A 22,521-nucleotide genomic window follows, 5' to 3' on the forward strand; every position below is an offset into this window, starting at 1 on the left:
TCTATCCTATGCTTTCATGGAAAGCCCTATTCTCTTTTTCTTTACATCAATATTGATAACTTTCACATCCACGATATCGCCAACTGCAACGACTTCCAAGGGATGCTTGATATACTTATCCGCCATTTGAGATATATGCACCAGTCCATCTTGGTGTACACCTATATCAACAAAAGCCCCAAAATCAATCACATTTCTAACGGTACCTTTTAGGATCATACCTTCTTGTAGGTCTTCCATTTCCAAAACATCTGTCCTAAGAATGGGTTTTGGCATTTCTTCACGAGGGTCACGACCTGGTTTTTCAAGCTCTTTCATGATGTCTTCTAATGTGGGAACACCTACACCTAGGTTTTCAGCCATGGCCTCAACACTTTGTATCTTACTCTTCATCCCTTTAACGCTATTGTCTTTTATGTCTGTAACGTCATACCCTAGTTCTTCCATTAACCGCATACTGGCCTTATAGGATTCTGGATGAACACCTGTGTTATCAAGGGGATTATCACCATTAATAATCCTTAAGAACCCGGCACATTGCTCATAAGCCTTTGGTCCAAGTTTAGCGACCTTCAACAGTTGTTTACGGTTAGCAAATTTACCTTCTGTCTCTCGATGATTGACAATATTTTTAGCGATGGTCTTGTTAATACCTGATATATATTGTAGTAAGGATGGTGACGCTGTATTCAGGTCAACACCTACTTTATTGACACAATCTTCCACAACACCCGATAAAGTCTCTCCAAGTCGTTTTTGATTCATATCGTGTTGGTATTGCCCTACACCGATGGATTTGGGGTCAATTTTAACCAACTCCGCTAACGGGTCTTGCAAGCGTCTACCAATGGATACAGCACTTCTTAAGGCAACATCAAAGGTTGGAAATTCTTCTGTTCCAAGTTTGGATGCCGAATAAACAGACGCTCCTGCTTCATTAACAATGATGTAATGAATGGTTTGATTCATCTCTTTTAACATGTCAACAACAAATAACTCCGATTCTCTTGACGCTGTTCCATTACCTATGGCTATAATGTCCACCTTGTATGTCTCAATCAACGCCTTTAATTTTGCTTTCGCTTCAGCCACTTTACTGACAGGCGGCGTTGGGTATATCACCGTCGTATCCAGAACTTTCCCTGTGCCATCAATGACAGCAATCTTACACCCTGTACGAAAGGCTGGATCAAGGGCTAACACCACTTTACCCATAATAGGAGGCTGCATAAGCAGTTGTACCAGATTCGTTCCAAAAACCTTGATAGCACCTTCTTCGGCATTTTCTGTTAAATCATTGCGAATTTCTCGCTCAATAGCTGGTCCAATGAGACGCTTGTAACTGTCTTCAATAACTTCTTCTAACACACCTGTTGTATAAGGGTTTTCCTCACGTACAGTTCTACTTCTAAGATAGCGACTAATGTCATCTGTCGGTGCTTCAATCTTCACCACTAGGATTTTTTCTTTTTCACCACGATTAATGGCTAGAATACGGTGAGGTGCGATTTTTTTAATCTCTTCATCATAATCATAATACATCTCATAGACAGATTCTACTGCCGCATCTTTGGCTTTTACGATGAGTTTACCTTTCGTAAAGGTTCTTCGTCTAATTTCTTTTCGATAATCTGCTTCATCGGATATCATTTCTGCTAATATATCTTTTGCTCCATGAATAGCGTCTTCTGCTGTCTTCACTTCTTTTTCCTCATTGATATACTTAGCAGCTACAAGGTCAAGGGGCTCTGTTAGATTCTGCATCCATATAAGGGTAGCCAAGGGTTCTAATCCCTTTTCTTTTGCTATGGTAGCTCTTGTTCTGCGTTTAGGTCGATAAGGCCTATACAAATCATCCACTTCAACCAATGTCTTAGCCGATAAAATCGATGTTTTCAAAGCATCTGTTAATTTGCCTTGTTCATCAATACTTGCAATGACCTGTTCTTTTTTAGCTTCCAGATTACGCATGTACACTAATCTGTCATTGAAATCACGAAGCACTTCATCACTCAGCGACCCTGTCATTTCTTTCCGATATCTTGCAATAAAAGGAATGGTATTCCCTTCATCAATTAACTTCACAGTAGCTTCCACCTGCCACCCCTTAATACCAAGTTCCTTTTCCAGTGCTTTTAATATATCCATCTTTTGTTAACTCCTTTACTCGTAAACTAATTACTATTATATAATAATTGGATATGGGGTACAAGGCATTTATATGAACCTATGGACGAACCTGCATGTGTGATGATTCATTCTACATCATAAACCGATTGAATGCTTCACTATTTTGGAAGATTATTTGGGAACTATCCTTTAATCGCTCCTGCTGTCATACCTTCTACAATCTGGCGTTGCGCTAATAAATAGAAGATTAAGACTGGCATAATAATCAAAACAATGACAGCACACATTAACCCATAGTCCGTGCCGTATTGACTGCTAATCTCTGTCAATAACACATTAATGGGCATTTTGGCTTTTGTACGCATGATAATAAGTGAGGTAAAGAGATCGTTATAGGACCATAAGAACGTAAATATGGCTGTTGTAGCAAATGCAGGCTTACTGATGGGCACAATGATTTTTTGGAAAATATGCCAGATGTTGCAGCCTTCCATCACACCTGCTTCTTCTAATTCTTTTGGTATATTTTCCATGAAACTGCTGATGACCAGAATGGTAAAGGGTAGATTACCTGCTATCTGAGGCAAAATAACACCAACGTGTTGATCAATGAGTTTCAATCGACTCATCATTTCAAACACGGGTAAAATGGTAGCAAATACAGGTATCAATAGGCTTCCCATGACAAGGGTCCTCACCAGTTTGTTCCCTTTGAACACATGTCGGGCAAGGGCATAAGCTGCCAAAGCACCGAAGAAGATAACGGCACCTACCACAACACCGGATATGATCAAACTATTACCATAGCCTCTTAATATATTCAGTCGTATCATAGCCTTTCCAAAGTTATCTAAAAACAAAGATGTGGGTAATGAAAAGGAACTTTTTATCACATCGTTAGAGGTTTTTAGACTGTTTTGGAAAATCCACACCATTGGATAGATGGTCGTTAGTGAAAATAAGGACAGAATGATATAACTGACAATTTTTCTTCTCTTTTTTATGTTTACATCCACGTTTTGTTCATCCTTTCTCCTAGCACCTGTCTGCTTGACAATCCTTACTGCTTAATAGGTGATATCTTCTTTTTTAAAAACTTTGTTGACAAGGAGCGAAATGGATAAACCCAACACAACAATCAGCACAGATATGGCTGCACCATAACCAAATCGATTATCAATGAAAGCTTTTTGATACATGTATAAACCAAGAATTTGAGATTGATTAAGGGGACCACCTTCCGTAATCACTAAAGCCATATCGAATACTTTGAGGGTTCCTGTAATGGCTAGAATAAAACAGGTAATGATTTGGTTTTTAATTAAAGGCAATGTGATATAGATGGTCTTGGAAAAACCGTTGATACCATCCAGATAAGCAGATTCATAGAGATATCTTGGTATTTGCTTGATGGCCGTTAATACAATCACAAAATAAAAACCGATGTACTGCCATACGGTTGGTAACGCAATCATTCTGAGTGCCGATTTGGTGGTAATCCAAATGGTGGATTCTAAGTGAAGCCAAGGTATCCATTTGTTCAGCATGAGGATGATACTGTTGAATAAACCACCATCATAAGTATAAAAAAGCTTAAACATCATACCAATGGCTGTTGCTGATATGACAATGGGAAAGAAGTACACGGTTCTAAAAAATTTACTGCCTCGTTTAATACCATCCACCAATATAGCTAATACAATACCAAAACCCACTTGAAACACACAGACATAAAACATAAGCTTAAAGGTATTGATAAAAGCGATATGAATGGTAGCGTCTTGTATGAGTCTTTTATAATTGTCAACACCTACAAAAATAGATTCTATAAAACCATCGGTTTTATAAAAGCTTTTTACAAAACTCATGATGAAAGGGTAAAATAAAAACACTGTCATAAATAACAATGCAGGCATTAAAAACAAAGCAATGGACATTAATTTTCCTATATTTTTTCGCGTTGAAATGATGATTCACCTACTTCTGCTCGATTTATTTCATATGGGTAGCGTTAAGAGGCTATTTAGCTTTACCAGCCTCTACGCTACATCATGTGATGAGGGCAATGCCCTTTCTTACCTACTACTTTATTGATTGAGATTTTTAACTTCTTTTAGCACCTCTTCAGGTGTCCTCTGCCCTTCTACAATATAAGGAACACCGTCTTTGACGATATAGTTAAAGGCTTCTGGTGTTAACCTTGAATCAATTGGCATATTCAGGGTCTTTGCCTTAGCTGCCATTTGATGCCCTTCTGTAGCAAGAGCTGGTAACCCCTCCACTTGAACATTAGCAGATGGTGTACCACCATTGGCTGTTGCTATGGCTTTGATTTGGTCTGCTGATGTAAGGAATTCCACCAAGTCCACTACCGCTTTTTGCTTGGTTTCATCATCATAAGCTTTTCGGCTAATGTAATAACCTGTGGAGTATCCTGCAACAATGGATGTAGCATCCATTTTTCCATCAGGTGCTACGGGCATTGGCATAACCGTCATTTTGTCTTTTAAAGCATCTTCACATCCACCAATAAACCAAGAACCTTCAAGAATCATGGCTGCCTTTTCTTGTTTAAACAAGTTTTGTGCCAACTCAATATCCATGGTTAAGGCGTCCGCTGCAAATGCTTTCTTTTCATAGAGGTCTTTCATGTTATTCAATCCTTGTATCCAATCTTGTGGAAGATCACCATCTAAGACATCCTTATGACCTTCTGCTCCAGCTTGGGATAAGATAAAATGCTCAATCATATAATGGGATTGGGCGATAGGGCCTGCAAATGGCACAATGTCATTGGCACGGAAAACGTCTACTGCCTTTAGTAAATGCTCCCAAGTGGTGGGTAATGCTAGATTATGTTGTTCAAATAGAGCTTTATTTACAAATAACCCTTCATAAAATCCCGTCATTGGTAACGCATAAATTTTGTTATCTTCCTCACGCATGGATTCTTTGACACCATCTGTAATAGCTTTACCAACATTTGGGTATTTGGTCCATATCTCTTCATAAGGCATCACTTTTCCAGCATTGATAATACCTACTGCATCTGCTCCTGTGAAGAAGAACGTCACATCCGGTTCATTACCCGTTGCAAAATCTGTCTTTACTTTTGTTCTAAATTCATCACCAACAGCGGTCATGGATTCATTTTTAATAGTTACATTTGGATATTGGTCCATGTAGTCTTTCAGCGACTGTTCAAATACTTCTGTGGAAGGGTCTGTCCCTCCGAACATGGTGACAATCCTTAATTCTACTTTGCTTGTGCTTTCTTTATCTGTATTATCCCCCGTTTTTTTTGAATCGGTCTGTTTCTCATTACTTCCACACCCAACAACCATGGTCATCACCATGATGACGATGATAAAAATACTTAAAACCCTCCATTGTTTCTTCATGCAATGGCCCTCCTTTTAGTTCTTTTTTATCGGCATTTCTTAACACATATATATGTTATCATGCATTATAGACAATTTGAAGTAGTCTATCTTGGTCTTTATTGTATAATATTGTTCAATATAACATAATATGCAATATGTTCTATCTCCACAAGGATAGGATATGTTAACAACAATCGTTCCAATAGTAAAGGGGAATATTCCACTGGTTATTTTCATCATACCTTGTGTATGCATGTCATGGGCATTTATTATAAAAAGCCATCACTCAAAGCTTATTAATTGTTTTGCATGACTTTGAGTGATGGCCTTAGCAGCTACTGCTGCCAATTTTGATCCCGATATTGTTTTGGTGTAAGTCCGACGTGTTTTTTAAACGTTCTTGAAAAATAAGGTGTGTCCACATAGCCTACTTTTTCTGTAATTTCATATATTTTATCATGGGTGTTGATGAGCAGTTTTTTTGCATGTTGTATCCGTACTTCATTGAGTAACTCTACAAAACTGCTGCCTACTTCTTTTCTAAGTATTTTACATAAGTACCAAGAGCTGATATATAAGTGGTCAGCCACTGTCTGAAGGTCCAATTTATGGTGGTGCTGATCTTTGATAAACTGAATGGCTTGACCTGTCAGGTATTTATTCTTATCCTCTTTATGTCCTTTATCTTCAGGGGGTATTTCTTCATGATTGATCATGTTATATTTATGTAGTTTTTTCCTCAGCACTTCAATGTCTTTTACTTTTTCCCGTTCTTCGTCCATTTGATTAATGGCTTCCAATACAGCAGATTTAATATCTTCAATGTTGGTTGGTTTGAGTAGAAATTTTACAACCCCTAGATTAACAGCTTCTCTAGCATATTCAAATTCCCTAAACCCCGTTAGCAGGACGAATTTCACATCTTTCTTCAATGCTTTTATTTGGCGTATCATCTCAAGGCCTGAGAGTTTTGGCATTCTAATGTCCGAAATAACAATATCTGGTTTTAGCTGTCTACATTGATCAAGTCCATCCTGGCCATCTACTGCTACACCTATAATGTCACAATCAATCTCTGACCAGGGTACTAATTTTTTTAAACCTTCCACAATGGTTTCTTCATCGTCAATAAGTAATATGCGATACATGTTTAGCCACCTTTCTGTTCCACCATGGCTAATGGCAGGATAAGTGTCACCTTCGTGCCTTTGTTTTCTTCACTATCAATGGTTACATAAGCCTGATTACCATATATTAATCTTAATCGACGGCTCACATTGACTAGACCAATGGATTGACCACCTTTTTCATCTTCTTGATTTTGCTGCTCTTTTAACTGATGCCTTATGAAAGATAGTTTCTCAGCATTCATACCATTGCCATCGTCTTCCACACAAATGATAAGCTGCTCATCCTGAGCGTATATGTGCAATGAAACACGACCTCTGCCTATGGGCTCTATACCATGATTAATGGCATTTTCCATTAAAGGCTGTATGATAAGTTTGGGTAATTGTACAGATAATACGGAAGGGTCAATCTGCTTATCATAGATAATTTTTTTATGATAACGCTTCTGTATAAGATACATGTAATGATTCATGTGGTCAATCTCATCTGCCACTTGAATGAATTTTTCTCCAGTACGGTTCATATTGGCATCCATCAGCTTGGATAAAGCTTGAATCATCTCTGCTATATCTTGTTGACCGCTTAATTGGGCCTTCCAATTAATGGTTTCTAATGTATTGTACAGAAAATGAGGATTAATTTGAGCTTGCAAAGCTGCAATCTGAGCATCTTTACGGGTGATTTCTTCTTTATAGACGCAATCAACCAGGTATTTTAATCGCTTGGACATACGGTTAAAGGAGCGGTACACATAGCCTATTTCATTGTTCCTTTCAACGGGTATAAGGGTATTTAATTCACCCTTTTCAATCCGCTGCATCTTGGATACCAATATATTGAAAGGCGAAACAATGTCTCGGTACAGCAGGTTAGCTAATAATATGTAAATGGGTATACTGACTAAACAGAGTAACAGAATTAACCGGGTTACTTGTCGTGTATCAGATGTAAGGGTATCCGTTGATACCGTGGTAATCATTTTCACATGAATAGGGTCAATGGTTTCAATAATTGTATAATAATCAACCCCATCTATCTTTCTCTTATAGGTACCATCTGTGTCCAGATAGACTTGATTGGATTCAATGAGTTGGTGATTGGTTTGATCCCCTACTGCAAGAATACGGTGACCATCTTGGGTGTAGAGATACGTGGTTTCTGATTGTCCTTGATAGGTGACCCCTACCATACTCTCTAGAAATTCATTACTGACTTTAATGGCGATGGTTGCAATCTTTTGAAAGGTTTCAACATCGTAAACAGGTCGAACCAAGTAGATGTAGACCTTATCGTCTACTTGATCAAAGTAATAGTTAACTTTGTTATCATCGATTTTATTAAAGATATCTGTTGGTATATCGCTTAATGCCATAAATCCGGTCTCTTTTGCTGCATAGTAGACAGATGGGTCTTTGACAAATTGGACGGTAATGTAGTCGAATTCCTGGCGGGTATAGATGGTTGAGTTCAGGTATTTTTCCATGTTTCTCTTAAAGTGATACTTGGCAATACTGTCTTGTTCTTGATGGCCTAAAGGGTTGGTTTTGAATAGCTCATAGATGTCGATGTTGTAGAGCATGTCTTGAAAAAAACGTTCCATATCTTTAATTTCATTGACAATACGCATTTTAGCGCCTAGTACGTTATTTTCAACATAGTTTATAAAACGGTTTTTGATAATTCTTTCATTGTTGTATACACCAAAAAAAATCACTAATAGGATGGGGTATAAAAGCATGGTCAATGCTAGAGCTATTAGCTTTTTCTTAATTGAAATGTCATAGTATTTTTGTAGAAGGTTCAACATTTTGCCACCTCCAGTTGATATAACTATTATAATAATATTGTGTTGTATAATGCAAGTATAACATGTTTATGGGTTTCATGATCTGTAAAAGATTGTGTTTAGTGATGTGGGGGAAAAGTAAGCTATGAGGAACATTATTTGTACATTTCACTGCATAATAAAAGACTAAATCTTCTTGTATAAGATTTAGTCTGGCTTGTTGGTGATAACATATCATGACTTGTTTAGAAACGGTCTTTGAATCCTTCATGGATGGCATTGAGTGCTCTTTCGGTATCTCTTTCATCGATGAGGACTGAGATTTTGATTTCGGATGTGGAGATCATTTTGATGTTTATATCTGCGTCGTACAGGCTTTCGAACATGAGTGCTGCTACGCCTGGGTTAGAAGCCATACCTGCACCTACTACGGATACTTTGGATACATGGTCGTCGTGTTCAAGACGCTGGGCAGCTAATTTGCCTAAGTTTTCTTCAAGAAGTCTTTTTGCTTCTTCTAGGGCATCACGAGGCACTGTAAAGGATATGTCTTTTGTGCCTTTTCTACCAATTGATTGTAGGATTATATCTACATTGATGTTGTGTTTGCCTAGCAATGAGAATAACTCAAAGGCTTTACCAGGCTCATCCTTTATTCCAATAACCGCTATGCGTGCAACATTCTTATCGGCAGCTACACCGCTTACTAACATTTTTTCCACTTTGCATTCCTCCCTAACTATGGTTCCTTCTGCTTGTGTCAAACTGGATCTTACGACCAACTCTACGCCATATTTTTTAGCTAATTCTACGGAACGGTTATGCAGTACTTTAGCTCCCAGTGAAGCCAGTTCTAACATTTCATCGTAGGTGATTTCGTCCATTTTCTTAGCATCTTTTACAACTCTTGGGTCAGCTGTATAGACACCGTCTACATCTGTAAAAATCTCGCATCGATCTGCGTTGAGAGCTGCTGCAAGAGCAACGGCTGTTGTATCTGAACCTCCACGGCCAAGGGTGGTAATATCATCGTATTTATTAATCCCCTGAAAACCTGTTACAAGTACAATGTTACGACGTTCTAGTTCTGCATCAATACGCTCTGCATCAATTCTTTTCAGTCTAGCATTGCTATATACAGATGTTGTACGCATGGCTACCTGAAAAGCATTGAGGGATACAGCTGGATATCCTAAATTTTCAAGTGCCATGGCCATAAGTGCAACGGATTGTTGCTCACCTGTGGTCAATAACATATCCATTTCTCGACGGGATGGGTTGCTGCTGATTTCTTTTGCTTTCGCCACCAGTTCGTCGGTCGTATCCCCTTGAGCAGACAATACCACCACCACTTTGTGACCTTTTTTATAGTCTTCCAGTATACGTTCTGCAACATTGTAGACTCTTTCTTTGTTGGCTACAGAACTACCTCCAAATTTCTTAACAATTAACAAGATGCTTCCTCCTCTATAGCTGTTTTATTGAGAAAATAAGCCATTAATGTATGACCTACCTGCCATCTACGATGGGTAGCTTCACAAGAAACTTCATCATAGGTGTGATGATTATTTTGAACCTGAGTACTATCATAGATTAAATAGGGTACAGGATTGCTTGTATGTGTTCGAAGGGCTATAGGTGTTGGGTGATCCGGCAATACCATGATGCGGTAATCTTCACCTTTCTCATCAAGTGTTTCTTTTATATAACCTGCGACTTCATCGATGTATTCAATAGACTTCACTTTATTGGCTATTTCTCCTCGATGACCACATTCATCAGGTGCTTCTATATGCACGTAGACAAAGTCATGGGTTTGCAAGGTTTCTACAGCCGCTTTGGCTTTACCTTTAAAATTCGTGTGTATATTGCCTGTTGCACCTTCTACATGAATATTATCCATTTTGGCTGCAACAGCTATACCTTTTAATAAATCAACAGCAGATATCATGGCCCCTGTTATACCATACTTTTCTTGAAAAGATGGTAAAGTGGGTTTGGTGCCTTCACCCCAAATCCATATGGCATTGGCTGGATTGAGTCCTTGCTCTTTTCTTTTTACATTAATAGGATGGTTGCTAAGGAGCTTATAACTTAGAACCATCATTTGTTCTATTTTATCTGCATTGTCGCCTTTTGGCAAGTAGTTCCCTATGGTTTTTCCCAGAATATCGTGAGGAGGCGTTAGATTAACATCTGTACTGCCATCATGCCAAATAATGGCATGACGATAACTTGTTCCTGTATGGAATGCTAGCTGGCTATTGCCTAGGTATTCTACAAGGTATATTAACAGCTCATGAGCTTCCTCTGTGGTGATTTCATCCGCACTATGATCCAATATAACTTTGTCCTTGTAAGGTTTATCATCATCGGATAATGTAACGAAATTACAGCGAAAACTGACATCCTTCTCTTCCATGGTTGCTCCCATACTCAGTACTTCTAAAGGTGATCTTCCAGAATAGTACTGGTGAGGATCATAACCCATCACAGATAAATTAGCTGTATCACTTCCTGGTGATAGTCCTTCGGGTATGGTATGTACTAATCCAATTATTCCACCTTTAGCAAGACTATCCATATAGGGCTTATGGGCCGCCTGTAATGGTGTCTGGTTATCCAAGGCTTCAAGGGGTTCGTCCGCCATACCATCCCCTAGAATTACGATATATTTCATGTTCAATCATCCTTATCTATCATAACGTATATCTATGTCGTTCTTCTTATATAAACACTTGCGTTAACCCTGTTATTTCTCAATGCGAATAACGCTTATGACGTCTATCATGTCTTTATGGGCTTTTAATTGCTCCACTTGATCTTTTAGGGCACCTTCTGTACCTTCTGGTGTTACAAAAGCCATTTCCTCTTTAGCTTCGTCTATTTTCACATAATCCACATCGCCAAAGATGGTGCCAATAGTGTCATGGGCTTCTTTTCTGCTTTGTGGTGTTACTCTAATAAAGTATCGAGATAACACTTCATTGATATCCATGAGCTCCATCTTCTTGGTACTCCAGAAGGATACAATATTACGTTTAATGTGTTTTACTGCATCTACCATATCTGCGACAACAGCACTGGCAGTAGGTAATTTCCCAGCACCTTTACCATAGAACATCACATCGCCAATGACATTACCTTTAACAAAAATGGCATTAAAAACACCGTTAACATTGGATAATGGGTGTTCGCCACCAATCATGGTTGGTGCAACCATGGCATAGACTTTGTCATTTTTCTTCTTACTTGTGGCCAATAACTTAATATCATACCCCAGTTTTTTAGCATACGCCATGTCTAGATCAGATACCTTGGTAATACCTTCAGTGTAAATATCTTCAAAATCCACATGCATACCAAAGGCTAAAGATGATAAGATAGCAATCTTACGACACGCATCAAATCCTTCAACGTCTGCTTCTGGATTACGTTCTGCATATCCTTTATCCTGGGCTTCCTTTAGAACGGTATTAAAATCAAGACCCTCATCGGCCATCTTACTTAATATAAAGTTGGTGGTACCGTTGAGAATACCTGTGATTTCATAGATTTCATCTGCTGTTAATGATTGATTTAGAGGTCGAATAATGGGTATACCTCCACCAACACTTGCTTCAAATAAAAAATTGATGTCCCGTTGCCTTGCAATTTTTAATAATTCTGCGCCATGCCTAGCCACTAATTCTTTATTGGACGTTACCACACTTTTATTATTGAGCAATGCTTTTTTTACAAAGGTATAGGCAGGTTCTACGCCACCCATGACTTCTGCAATCACTTTCACATCTGGATCATTGATAATGGTATCATAGTCTTTGGTTAGTACATCTTCTATAGGTGAACCTGGAAAATCTTTTAGGTCCAACACGTATTTTATCTTAATTTTTTTTCCTGCTTTTTTATTGATACTTTCTTCATTCTTCGTTAACACTTCAACGACTCCTGAACCAACAGTACCATATCCTAATATTGCAACATCTACCACTTGTATCACTCCCTAGCTAATATTTTGACTTGGTGTATGCCATCGTTATCTTCTAATGTGTTAATCATTTCTTGTATATCACCAGATGTTGGTAGGATTTCCATACTCAATGTGATATTGGCTACACCATTAATAGGTATCGTTTGATGAATTGTTAGTATATTGGCTTTATAATTAGCAATAATATTGAGTACACAGGATAATAGACCCGGTTCGTCATCCAACTTAAGAGCCACCGTTATGGCTCTACCTCTGGAGTTTTCATAGAAGGGATAGATGGTATCCTTATACTTATAGAATGAACTTCGGCTAATACCCACTGCATCAACTGCTTCTTGTATGGTTATGGCTTTTTCTTTTTCTAATAATTTTTTGGCTTGAACAACCTTCAAAAAAACCTCTGGTAACGCTTTTCTTTTAATAATATAATAACTCGCCGTATCAGGCATTCTCATCACCTACATTTGTTTTTCTTACAAATACATTTGTATTTATTAGAAAGATTATACCACGCACTGCATAAAAATTCAAGTATTAATCATAAATTATACCACGGATTTGCAAGTTTTTGGGATCATCTTTTTTAGCACTCGCTACTTCAATGGATTAGCACCCTCTTTTACAATAGGCAATCAACCACTCATGAGATTATTGGTATGTTAGAACATCTATCATGACAAAAAAATACACTGACATCTATCCGCAAAAGGATGGATACCAGTGTTTTGTGTATTGATCATATTTATTCTGCAACTTTACCTAATTCAATTTGCTCTTCTTCAGAAATGATTAAGTCAATATCGATTAGAATAACCATACGTTCTTCTAATTTTGCAATGCTCTTAATGTATTTTCGGTGAACACCTGTTACAATTTTAGGTGCATCTTCAATGACTTTGTCTTCAATATTAATAATTTCTTGAACACCATCTACAATAAACCCAATATTCATACCGTTGGTCACGGTTACAATGATTTTTGTATCGTCATCAGGCTCTTTTTCTTGTAAGTGGAATTTTTTACGAAGACTGTATATGGGTAAAACACTATCTCTTAGATTGATAACACCTGTTATATATTCTGGTGTGTTTGGCACTTTTACAACCTCTTGATACTTCTCAATGGTAATCACTTTCATGATATCCAGACCATACTCTTCGTTCTCCAAATTAAAAATAACATGTTGCATTGATGACATTAGCCTCACTCCTTCATTTGTATTTGATAGCCGCCACATCATACTTCTATACTAAATGATACTTTTTAAAAACATGGTTAGGACTTCATGCTTAACTGGATGCTAACCATTGTAAATAAGCATTAATGAATGCATCAATTTTACCATCTAATACACTCTGCACGTTACCAGCTTCTTCATTGGTACGATGGTCTTTTACCATACTATAGGGATGCATCACATACGAGCGAATCTGGCTTCCCCATCCTATTTCTTTGACTTCTCCTCTTATACCTTCCATTTTTGCCATTTGTTCTAAGCGCTTTAATTCATATAGTTTGGCTTTTAACATTTTTAAAGCTCGATCTTTGTTTTTATGTTGGGAACGTTCATTTTGACACTGAACAACCATACCTGTTGGGATATGTGTCATACGTACAGCAGAATCTGTCTTATTCACATGCTGACCTCCTGCGCCACTTGAACGATACGTATCAATCTTCAAATCCTCTGGATTAATATCCATGTCAATATCTTCATCTATCTCTGGTATCACATCCATGGATGCGAATGATGTATGCCGTCTACCGGATGAATCGAAGGGGGATATTCTTACCAAACGGTGTACCCCTTTTTCGGATTTTAAGTAACCATAAGCATTGTCGCCGTTGATTTGAATGGTGACGGATTTAACACCTGCTTCTTCCCCATCTAAATAGTCTAATATTTCCACTTTGTATCCTTTATCATCTGCCCAGCGGGTATACATTCTTAGAAGCATACTCACCCAATCACAGGATTCTGTACCACCTGCTCCTGCGTGTAAGGATAATATGGCATTATTTCTATCGTATTCACCTGATAATAAGGTTTTAATACGTAATGCTTCATAATCTTGCACAAATTGCTTTAAGGATGTGGTCACTTCTTTTGCTATCTCTTCATCGGGTTCTTCCATACCCATTTCAATCAATGTTTCGATGTCTTCGTATTCACCAACAAGCTGGTCATAGACTTCTATTTTATCTTTTAACTGTTTGATTTCCTTTAAGACTTTCCCCGAATTGTCAGTATCCTGCCAAAAAGCTTCACTGGCAACTTGGTCTTCCAGCTCGCTGAGTTGATTTTTCACATGAACCAAGTCAAAGTGAAACACTCATTTCATCTAATTTATCCTTATAGGCTAGTAGTTCTTGTTTGCTTTGCTCTAGCTCTATCATCTCATCACCTCTAATATTCTGTGTTGAATAAACACTCATAGTATATATCGTATTTTCAAGGAAATTCTAAAGCTTTTTCCCTGATTAAATTAAAAATGTTCTCAGGTACACATGTGTTGTTTGTACCTGAGATACATCTGTCATTTCTTTGACTTCTATGCTCGACCGCAACAATGTTTGTATTTCTTACCACTACCACATGGGCAAGGTTCGTTACGACCTACTTTTCTTTCTTTTCTTCTAACGGGTTCTTTGGCTGTCTGTTCGCCTCTGTTGGTTGACGTTACTTTCGCTACCCTTTCTCTTTCAATCTTTCTAGCTGGACGAATATGATAGAGTGCTCTAAGGGTAGCTGCTTGAATACTCTCTGTCATCTCTTCAAACATATCAAAACCTAAGAACTTATATTCCACTAAAGGATCCCGTTGACCATAAGCCCGAAGCCCAATACCTTGACGCATTTGATCCATGCTATCAATATGCTCCATCCAATTTTGATCAATGGCTTTGAGCAAGATAACACGCTCAGCCTCCCGCATCATTTCATCATCTTCAAACTCTTTTTCTTTATCTTCATAGAGCCCTACAGCATGTTGGTACAATTTATCTTTAAAGGTGTCTTTTGTCATGGACTCTGTTTCGTCTTCCGTCGTGTGAATAGACTTAATGGGTATAATTTCACTGAGTGATTCCAACAGTCCAGCAATATCCCACTCTTCAAAATACTGATCATCACCAGCATGAGCGTCCACTGCCCGATCAATGACCTCTTTAATAAGGTTCATGATAAAGTCTCTCATGTTATCCCCTTCAAGCACTTTCTGACGTTCGTCATAAATAATTTCTCTTTGCTCATTCATAACTTGGTCGTAATCGAGTAGATGCTTTCTGACGGAGAAGTTATTACCCTCTACTTTTTTCTGTGCATTTTCAATTGCGTTGGATAAAATACCTGCCGCAATGGGCTCCCCTTCTGGAAGGCCTAAACGGGTAACGGTATTCTTCATACGTTCTGAACTAAATAGACGCATTAAATCATCATCAAGGGAAATATAGAAAATGGATTCTCCTGGGTCACCTTGACGTCCAGAACGCCCTCTTAACTGGTTATCAATACGCCTTGATTCATGACGCTCTGTACCAATAATCTTCAGTCCACCAGCTTCAATAACCCCTTCACCCAGCTTAATATCTGTACCACGACCGGCCATATTGGTAGCAATGGTAACAGAACCGTATTGGCCTGCCATGGAAACGATCTCAGCTTCTTTTTCATGGTACTTGGCGTTAAGGACTTTGTGTTGAATACCCTTTTTCTTAAGGCGTTTACTAAATTCTTCTGATGATTCAATGGTGATGGTACCCACCAGTACAGGTTGACCTTTTTCATGAGCTTCAACAATGTCGTTCACAACGGCTGTTACTTTTTCTTCATGAGACTTATACACTTGGTCTGCATGATCTTTTCTTATAACAGGTTTATTGGTTGGTATCGCCACCACGTCCATACCATAGATCTGACGGAATTCTTCTTCTTCCGTTAAGGCTGTACCTGTCATACCTGATTTCTTATTGTATCGATTAAAGTAATTCTGGAACGTAATCGTTGCAAGGGTTTTACTTTCTCTTCTAACGCGAACATTTTCTTTGGCTTCAATGGCTTGATGTAAACCATTGGAGTAGCGTCTACCTGGCATAAGACGACCTGTAAATTCATCAACAATGATTATTTCTTCTTCTTTTACCACATAATCTTTATCACGGTGCATGGTGTTGTGTGCCTTTAATGCTAGAATCACATGATGTTGAATTTCCATGTTCTCCGCATCGGCTAAGTTTTCAATTTGGAAGAACTCCTCAATACGTTTCACACCATCTGCCGTTAACGAAACGGATTTGGTCTTTTCATCAACAACAAATTCCCCTTCTTCTTGAATCTCTTCATTTAACAATGCACTCATTTTTGACACTTCACCAATAACACGTCCCTTAACAAGACGCTTGGCTATTAAATCTGCTTGTTGATAGAGATGCGTTGATTTACTGCTGTTTCCGGATATAATAAGCGGTGTTCGGGCTTCGTCAACAAGCACCGAGTCAACCTCATCAATGATAACGTAATTCAGTTCCCGTTGTACCATTTCCTTTTGGTAAATCACCATGTTATCTCTTAGGTAGTCAAAGCCAAATTCATTGTTGGTTCCGTAAGTAATGTCACAGTTATAGGCTGCTCGTCTTTCTTCATTATCAATACCGTTGACAATGACACCTACCGTTAGTCCTAAGAATTCATGTATACGCCCAATGTTCTCCGCATCACGTTTAGCAAGGTAATCGTTAACGGTCACCACATGAACGCCTTTACCGTCTAGGGCATTAAGATACGCCGCAAGAGGTGCCACATAGGTTTTACCTTCACCGGTTTTCATCTCTGCAATTCGACCTTGATGCAGGATAATGGAACCAATTAATTGTACTTTATAAGGTCGAATGTTTTCTTCGGTGACACGAATGGTGGCTTCACGTACAACTGCATAGGCTTCTGGAAGTATATCATCTAGGGTTTCGCCTTTTTGTAATCTCTCTTTAAATTCCGTTGTTTTCATGCGTAATGCGTCATCTGTCATTTTTTGTATCTCTGGTTCCAATGCTTCTATTTGTTCTACCAATGGCATCACACGCTTAATCTCACGCTCACTATGGGTGCCAAAAATTTTATCAAATATTTTCATATCTATATTCACCTCGAATTAATCTCTTATCTATTGGACAGGTCTCACTGTCCTATTTATTGTAACATTCTGCTTGTTACGATTCAACTGATTCTGACATATATTCCCATAATTTTAATTTATTCTTAACATATGTCTGATTCTTATAGGTTGTATTAGCAAGCTATGTTTTTATTATTCATTTTACTTAAAATCACTTTATAGGATGTATATCTTTGACTGTTGACAAAGTCATGGACCCTATTATCCATAAAGGTGCTCGTGCTATCATGAACAGGTTTTATAACCTGCTTTTGATAGTTGTCCGCCAAGGCATACCATGATTTATCTAACTTCTGATTACCATCAAGTGTCACAAGCTTAATAGGCTCTGTTACCTGTGTCACAGCCGTTGTAAATTGCTCTTGCTGATATTGGTCATATGCCATGACTTGCACATGGTTAGTAATTTTTCTATGAATGAATTGCCCAATACAACTGCACAGCTTTTTAAAACGCACTTTATGTTGATGAGGTTCATTGAACGTAGCCTCTATCTCACAGATAGCTGCTCGCGTTAGGACAGACTCAAGCTCTGAATATTGTTTATGGGACATGGCATGTGTGTTGACTGCTGCTGGCAGACACATCATAATACCGAGTAGTAAAACTAAGCGTCTATATGCTCTATCCATACGAATGACCTCCTTTACTTTCTATTATGCGCTTCATGGTATTGACTTTATCATGTCTTATTGGATAATTGTCTTCAGTCCTCAATATTTTACCACTATTCCTTATAATATTCAATGCCCATGTTTGTGTAAAGTTTGTGTTAAATCAGACACCCATCTCTTGATAATTTAGTTAACCTGGTATATAATAAATGTGGTGATGATAATGGATACCATGCAAAACGTCATAAAATTGTATTTTAAATCCGTAAAGATGTTTAATGAATTGGAAAGTATACCAAGGGACTTTGGTACGGGAGACTTGCTGTATAGTTCAGAAATACATACACTTGTTGCCATTGGTAACCATCCAGATGTCAACCTGACAGAGTTGGCAAATATCCTTGATATTACCAAAGGCGGTGCATCCAAATTTGTTAAAAAACTATTGGAAAAAGCGTTAATTAATAAGAAATCATTAGCAACCAATAAGAAAGAAGTTCTTTTTGAACTGACAGAAAAAGGACGTGTTGCCTTTCATGGTCATGAGAAGTTTTCCCAAGATGTTTTTGGGGATATTTACAGTACGTTATCGGCAATGGATGCAAGTGAAATCAAGTTCTTGGAATCTTTTCTACACGATTTGAATGCAATTTTAATGAAAAAGAAATAAATGTATAGTGGCACAATGTGTCATTATATTTTGTCACATGGTATACCTGGTAAACAAAAATTATACTTAGCACTATGCCTGTTTGAACTGAATGTGGGCATATAGACGAAAGGAGCAGTAAGATGTTGAGTTTTGAAAAATGGTGGGGTGTTATAAGGGATTATAATCATACGATATTTCCATTACAATTTTTTATCATGTTCATAGGCATTGTCATTATTTTTTATTTTGCATATGGACAGAAAGAAAAAGCCAACGTGCTCATTAAAGGGTACTTAGGCATATGTCATTTATGGATAGGGATATTTTTCTTTATTGTTTTAGGCAAAGATTTTCCATCGCCACTAAAGTACATTCAAGGGGCTTTATTTATAAGTATTGGCATCCTGTTGTTCATTGACCTCATAACTAAAAAGACTGTTTTTAGTTTCCCTAAAAAGAGAGCAAGAAAAATAAGCTTTATAAGTTTATTGATTGTGGTCCAGCTATACCCCATCGTTGGCTTAATCCTGGGACGTACTGTGGATACATGTATCTATCCTGGAACACTGCCATGTGCAACGACGGCACTTGCATTGGTATTTTTTTCAGCAGCATTACCAAAAGCTAACAAGTGGATATATGGGTTATTGTTAATTTGGGCTATACCCTTTGCACCACTTATACAGATCCCTAAGTACCATGTTTATGAAGATAGTATTATGTTCATTATTGGCGTGTACGCCCTCATTTTTTTAATCGTATCCAGCATAAAATTTGGGAAAAGACGTCATGGAGCTAGACAAAGAAATAGCTGATAAAAGGGGAGGTTATTGTATTATGTTTATTATTGGGATATCCGCTTGCATTGCTTTCATGGCATCCATCTTAAAATCTCGAAAAAGACATGATGGTGCTAAACAAAGAAACAATTCATAGAAAGGAAGGTTATGATTATGCATTTACTGCCAGAACATACATTGGGATTGTTGAATATATGGTTGTATCCATTGCTATACGGCATGATCACCATGCTTGTTATGGTTAACATTTCACATGCTCAAAAGAAAAAAATACTTACTTTTCCCAAGGCAAAAAAAACGAAACGTGGACCGCAATTGAGCTCAATAGGTTTTATGTTTGGTAAGGGGTTAATCCTTTACTCCGTACTCGTACCCATTAGGTCATTTAACGTCTATTTTTACATGGGAACCGTTATTTATGTGTTAGGGTTAGTCTTATCGGTTTATGCCATGTGGTATTTCTCTAAATCTGATTTATCACAACCTGTTACAGGTGGGATATACCGTCTATCAAGGCATCCCATGCAAGTGATGAGTTTTATCATGTGGTTTGGTATAGCCATTGTTTCTCAAACTTTCTTTATGGTTATTCTTGTGGTTTTATATGGTGTACTCTCTTATCCTTCGCTAAAAGCACAGGAAAACTACTGTATGAAGGCATATGGCGCTTCATACAATGACTATATGAAGAAAACACCACGGTATTTATTCTTTTAAAACCTGGTGTTTTCGATAAAATATAGTAGGGTATTGAACTGGTCTTCACTGATATGGGGGCTGTCTCACAAAAAGCAAAATAACGTCAATATCGTAGGTAAAAAAATTGCTTTTATGGGACAGCCCCCTTTTATTTGATGATAGTCCAATGCTTGTGTAAGGATACACATGCTGTTAATATAGCATCATAACACAACGGCTATAGGTACCTATGACCATAATGAACGTACAAATAAATGACTAAGTTCTAAGTAGTTATGATAACAGGTATTGTATGTTTCAACCCTTTCTTGATGGGGTTCATGGGTCCTTTGAATAGATACGGTCTGCTTGACAGCATCTTCAAAATCCTTGTAAAGACCGACGCCTACACCAGCAAGAATGGCTGCACCTAGGGTAGTGGCATGATCGGAGTACGGTACTTCAATGGTTCGGGATGTAATATCTGCTTTTAGTTGTGTCCAGACATGGCTGTTAGCGCTACCGCCTACACTGGATAACTTACCCACTTGAATACCTGTTTCTTCAGCAGTCTCCAGATTATGACGGAGGGCATAAGCCACACCTTCCATGGTACTTCTAATCATATGCGCTCTGGTTTTATCAAAGGATAACCCATAATACACACCTTTTGCTTGAGAGTTCCATAGGGGTGATCGTTCACCCTTCATGTAAGGCAAGAAAAGGATACCATCACTACCTGGTGGAATGGCACTGGCTTCTTCACTCATAACAGCAAAGGGGTTACTATCTTTTTCCAGGGCTTCTTGTTGTTCTGCATGACCAAACTCTCTATTAAACCAATTAAGCGTACCACCGCCACCTGTAGTCCCACCTTGTAATAGCCACATATTGGGTATGACGTGATAGCCAAGGATTAACTTGGGATGGATAACAGGCTGACTGAGTGCGATGCTCATGCCCCCTGCCTGACCGCCTTGTTCTTGTGTTTGTCCTTCATGGATAACTCCTGCTCCTAGCGTACAACAAGCAGCATCTAATCCACCTGCAACAACAGGTGTCCCAACGCTTAGACCTGTGGCTTTTGCCACTTCTTCTGTCACATGACCCACCACATCATGACTTTGCATGATGGGTGCCATTAAATCTAAGGATATACCAAGGGCATCTGCAACTGTTTCATCCCACTGTCCTGTCTTCATATTGAAAAAATGGAAGCCATAACATTGTGAATAATCCTGTGAATACTTACCTGTTAACTTAAAGGCGATATAGGCGTTGCTTTGAAGAAATTTATCCGTTTGCTGATAGAGATCAGGCCTGTTTTCTTTTAACCATAACATCTTAGGGGTAATATACGCCGGGTCAACTGGATTACCGCTCAATGCAATAAGTGCTTCTTCATTCAGCTTTTCTTTCATCCAATCGGCTTGTTTCCCTGCTCGTCTATCCAGCCAAATCATAGCAGGGTATAGCACATCACCGGATTGATTAACGGGAATACAAGCCCAACTTGTACCATCGATACCAATGCCTTTTATGGCTGTTGGACAAATAGCATCTTCCTCTAACATGGACTGAATACCCTCTTTTATGACTTGCCACCACTCTTCTGGTTTTTGCTCAACAAACCCTTCTTCTGGGTAGTAGGTGGGATATGATTTTGTAACACTTGAAACCACTTGACCTGCTGTATCAAAGATGGTTATTTTACAACCAGATGTCCCTTGGTCAATAGCTAGTAACAAATCTTTCATTACACAACAACACCTTTTTTAAGAATTATGTTCGCATATAAGGATGTTTCACCTGTTGCTACAACCGCATAGGCTTTTTTAGCTCTTTCATAAAATGCAAAGCGTTCTTCATGGGCGATTTTCTTTTGACCTTCTTTTTCTTCAATGATCTTTTTATAGGTATCCCATATTTCAGGTACGTAAGAATCCCCTTTTACAACTTCCATTAAAGCTACGGGCTCTTCCACGTATATATCCAGTGGCATTAATGCCAGAATGGCTTCCAATATATCGGGTACACCATGGCCATCTAAACGAACTAATCGTTGTGCCATAGCTGCCGCAGGAAAATTACCATCGGATATAACTATTTCATCCCCATGCCCCATTTCCATCAATATCTTTAATAAATCGGGTGAAACGATACTTGGAATATTTTTTAACATATG

The 22,521-nt window shown here is 38.2% G+C and carries 19 protein-coding genes; 3 read left to right on the forward strand and 16 right to left on the reverse strand.

Annotated elements, in window-relative coordinates; translation table 11 throughout:
• Positions 1-6: 6 nt before the first annotated feature.
• From HZI73_RS22750 to HZI73_RS22815, 14 genes are all read right to left on the reverse strand, one after another.
• On the reverse strand, positions 7-2,148 hold the full coding sequence (locus HZI73_RS22750; protein ID WP_212695628.1) for a Tex family protein: 2,142 nt from the start codon (positions 2,146-2,148) through the stop codon (positions 7-9).
• A 164-nt stretch (positions 2,149-2,312) separates the two neighbouring features.
• Positions 2,313-3,146 (reverse strand): carbohydrate ABC transporter permease, encoded by an 834-nt coding sequence (locus tag HZI73_RS22755; protein WP_246552259.1) that lies wholly within the window; start codon positions 3,144-3,146, stop codon positions 2,313-2,315.
• A gap of 51 nt (positions 3,147-3,197) precedes the next feature.
• Positions 3,198-3,998: a carbohydrate ABC transporter permease gene (locus HZI73_RS22760; RefSeq protein WP_212695629.1), complete on the reverse strand. Its 801-nt coding sequence runs from the start codon at positions 3,996-3,998 to the stop codon at positions 3,198-3,200.
• A gap of 219 nt (positions 3,999-4,217) precedes the next feature.
• The gene (locus HZI73_RS22765) at positions 4,218-5,531 is read right to left on the reverse strand and encodes an ABC transporter substrate-binding protein (RefSeq protein WP_212695630.1); all 1,314 of its coding nucleotides are present in this window, start codon (positions 5,529-5,531) and stop codon (positions 4,218-4,220) included.
• 317 nt (positions 5,532-5,848) lie between these two features.
• Complete coding sequence (locus HZI73_RS22770; RefSeq protein ID WP_212695631.1) at positions 5,849-6,661, reverse strand: response regulator transcription factor; 813 nt, start codon at positions 6,659-6,661, stop codon at positions 5,849-5,851.
• A 2-nt stretch (positions 6,662-6,663) separates the two neighbouring features.
• Positions 6,664-8,451, reverse strand: coding sequence for a sensor histidine kinase (locus HZI73_RS22775; RefSeq protein WP_212695632.1), 1,788 nt, complete (start codon positions 8,449-8,451; stop codon positions 6,664-6,666).
• A 224-nt stretch (positions 8,452-8,675) separates the two neighbouring features.
• Positions 8,676-9,884, reverse strand: a complete 1,209-nt coding sequence (locus HZI73_RS22780) for an aspartate kinase (RefSeq protein ID WP_212695633.1) — start codon at positions 9,882-9,884, stop codon at positions 8,676-8,678.
• Positions 9,878-11,110, reverse strand: coding sequence for a cofactor-independent phosphoglycerate mutase (locus HZI73_RS22785; RefSeq protein ID WP_212695634.1), 1,233 nt, complete (start codon positions 11,108-11,110; stop codon positions 9,878-9,880). The genes HZI73_RS22780 and HZI73_RS22785 overlap by 7 nt, the downstream gene beginning before the upstream one ends.
• A 72-nt stretch (positions 11,111-11,182) precedes the next feature.
• Positions 11,183-12,421, reverse strand: a complete 1,239-nt coding sequence (locus tag HZI73_RS22790; protein WP_212695635.1) for a homoserine dehydrogenase — start codon at positions 12,419-12,421, stop codon at positions 11,183-11,185.
• Between the two features lie 5 nt (positions 12,422-12,426).
• Complete coding sequence (locus HZI73_RS22795; RefSeq protein ID WP_212695636.1) at positions 12,427-12,870, reverse strand: ACT domain-containing protein; 444 nt, start codon at positions 12,868-12,870, stop codon at positions 12,427-12,429.
• Positions 12,871-13,163: 293 nt separating this feature from the next.
• Positions 13,164-13,619: a chemotaxis protein CheW gene (locus tag HZI73_RS22800; protein WP_212695637.1), complete on the reverse strand. Its 456-nt coding sequence runs from the start codon at positions 13,617-13,619 to the stop codon at positions 13,164-13,166.
• A gap of 91 nt (positions 13,620-13,710) precedes the next feature.
• Positions 13,711-14,818, reverse strand: a protein-coding gene (gene prfB, locus HZI73_RS22805; RefSeq protein WP_212695638.1) for a peptide chain release factor 2 whose coding sequence is annotated in 2 segments (ribosomal slippage) — positions 13,711-14,742 and positions 14,744-14,818 — 1,107 coding nt in all. Because the reading frame shifts where the segments join, the coding sequence is not laid out codon by codon here.
• 155 nt (positions 14,819-14,973) lie between these two features.
• On the reverse strand, positions 14,974-17,550 hold the full coding sequence (secA, locus tag HZI73_RS22810) for a preprotein translocase subunit SecA (RefSeq protein WP_212695639.1): 2,577 nt from the start codon (positions 17,548-17,550) through the stop codon (positions 14,974-14,976).
• A 155-nt stretch (positions 17,551-17,705) separates the two neighbouring features.
• The gene (locus tag HZI73_RS22815; protein ID WP_212695640.1) at positions 17,706-18,224 is read right to left on the reverse strand and encodes a hypothetical protein; all 519 of its coding nucleotides are present in this window, start codon (positions 18,222-18,224) and stop codon (positions 17,706-17,708) included.
• 214 nt (positions 18,225-18,438) lie between these two features.
• Between HZI73_RS22815 and HZI73_RS22820 the strand changes: the two genes are divergently transcribed.
• The 3 genes from HZI73_RS22820 (at position 18,439) to HZI73_RS22830 (ending at position 20,375) form a co-directional block, all read left to right on the forward strand.
• Positions 18,439-18,876: a MarR family winged helix-turn-helix transcriptional regulator gene (locus HZI73_RS22820; protein WP_212695641.1), complete on the forward strand. Its 438-nt coding sequence runs from the start codon at positions 18,439-18,441 to the stop codon at positions 18,874-18,876.
• Positions 18,877-18,998: 122 nt separating this feature from the next.
• On the forward strand, positions 18,999-19,673 hold the full coding sequence (locus HZI73_RS22825) for a DUF6064 family protein (protein WP_212695642.1): 675 nt from the start codon (positions 18,999-19,001) through the stop codon (positions 19,671-19,673).
• Positions 19,674-19,811: 138 nt separating this feature from the next.
• A complete protein-coding gene (locus HZI73_RS22830) occupies positions 19,812-20,375 on the forward strand; it encodes a methyltransferase family protein (protein ID WP_212695643.1) in 564 nt (187 codons plus the stop codon).
• Between the two features lie 209 nt (positions 20,376-20,584).
• On the opposite strand, the gene HZI73_RS22835 is transcribed toward HZI73_RS22830, so the two are convergent.
• On the reverse strand, positions 20,585-22,093 hold the full coding sequence (locus HZI73_RS22835; protein ID WP_212695644.1) for a xylulokinase: 1,509 nt from the start codon (positions 22,091-22,093) through the stop codon (positions 20,585-20,587).
• Positions 22,093-22,518: an L-fucose mutarotase gene (gene fucU / locus HZI73_RS22840; protein ID WP_212695645.1), complete on the reverse strand. Its 426-nt coding sequence runs from the start codon at positions 22,516-22,518 to the stop codon at positions 22,093-22,095. Before fucU ends, HZI73_RS22835 begins: the two co-directional genes overlap by 1 nt.
• Positions 22,519-22,521 lie beyond the last annotated feature (3 nt).

It is taken from the genome of Vallitalea pronyensis (genome assembly GCF_018141445.1).
Classification (GTDB): Bacteria; Bacillota; Clostridia; order Lachnospirales; family Vallitaleaceae; genus Vallitalea; species Vallitalea pronyensis.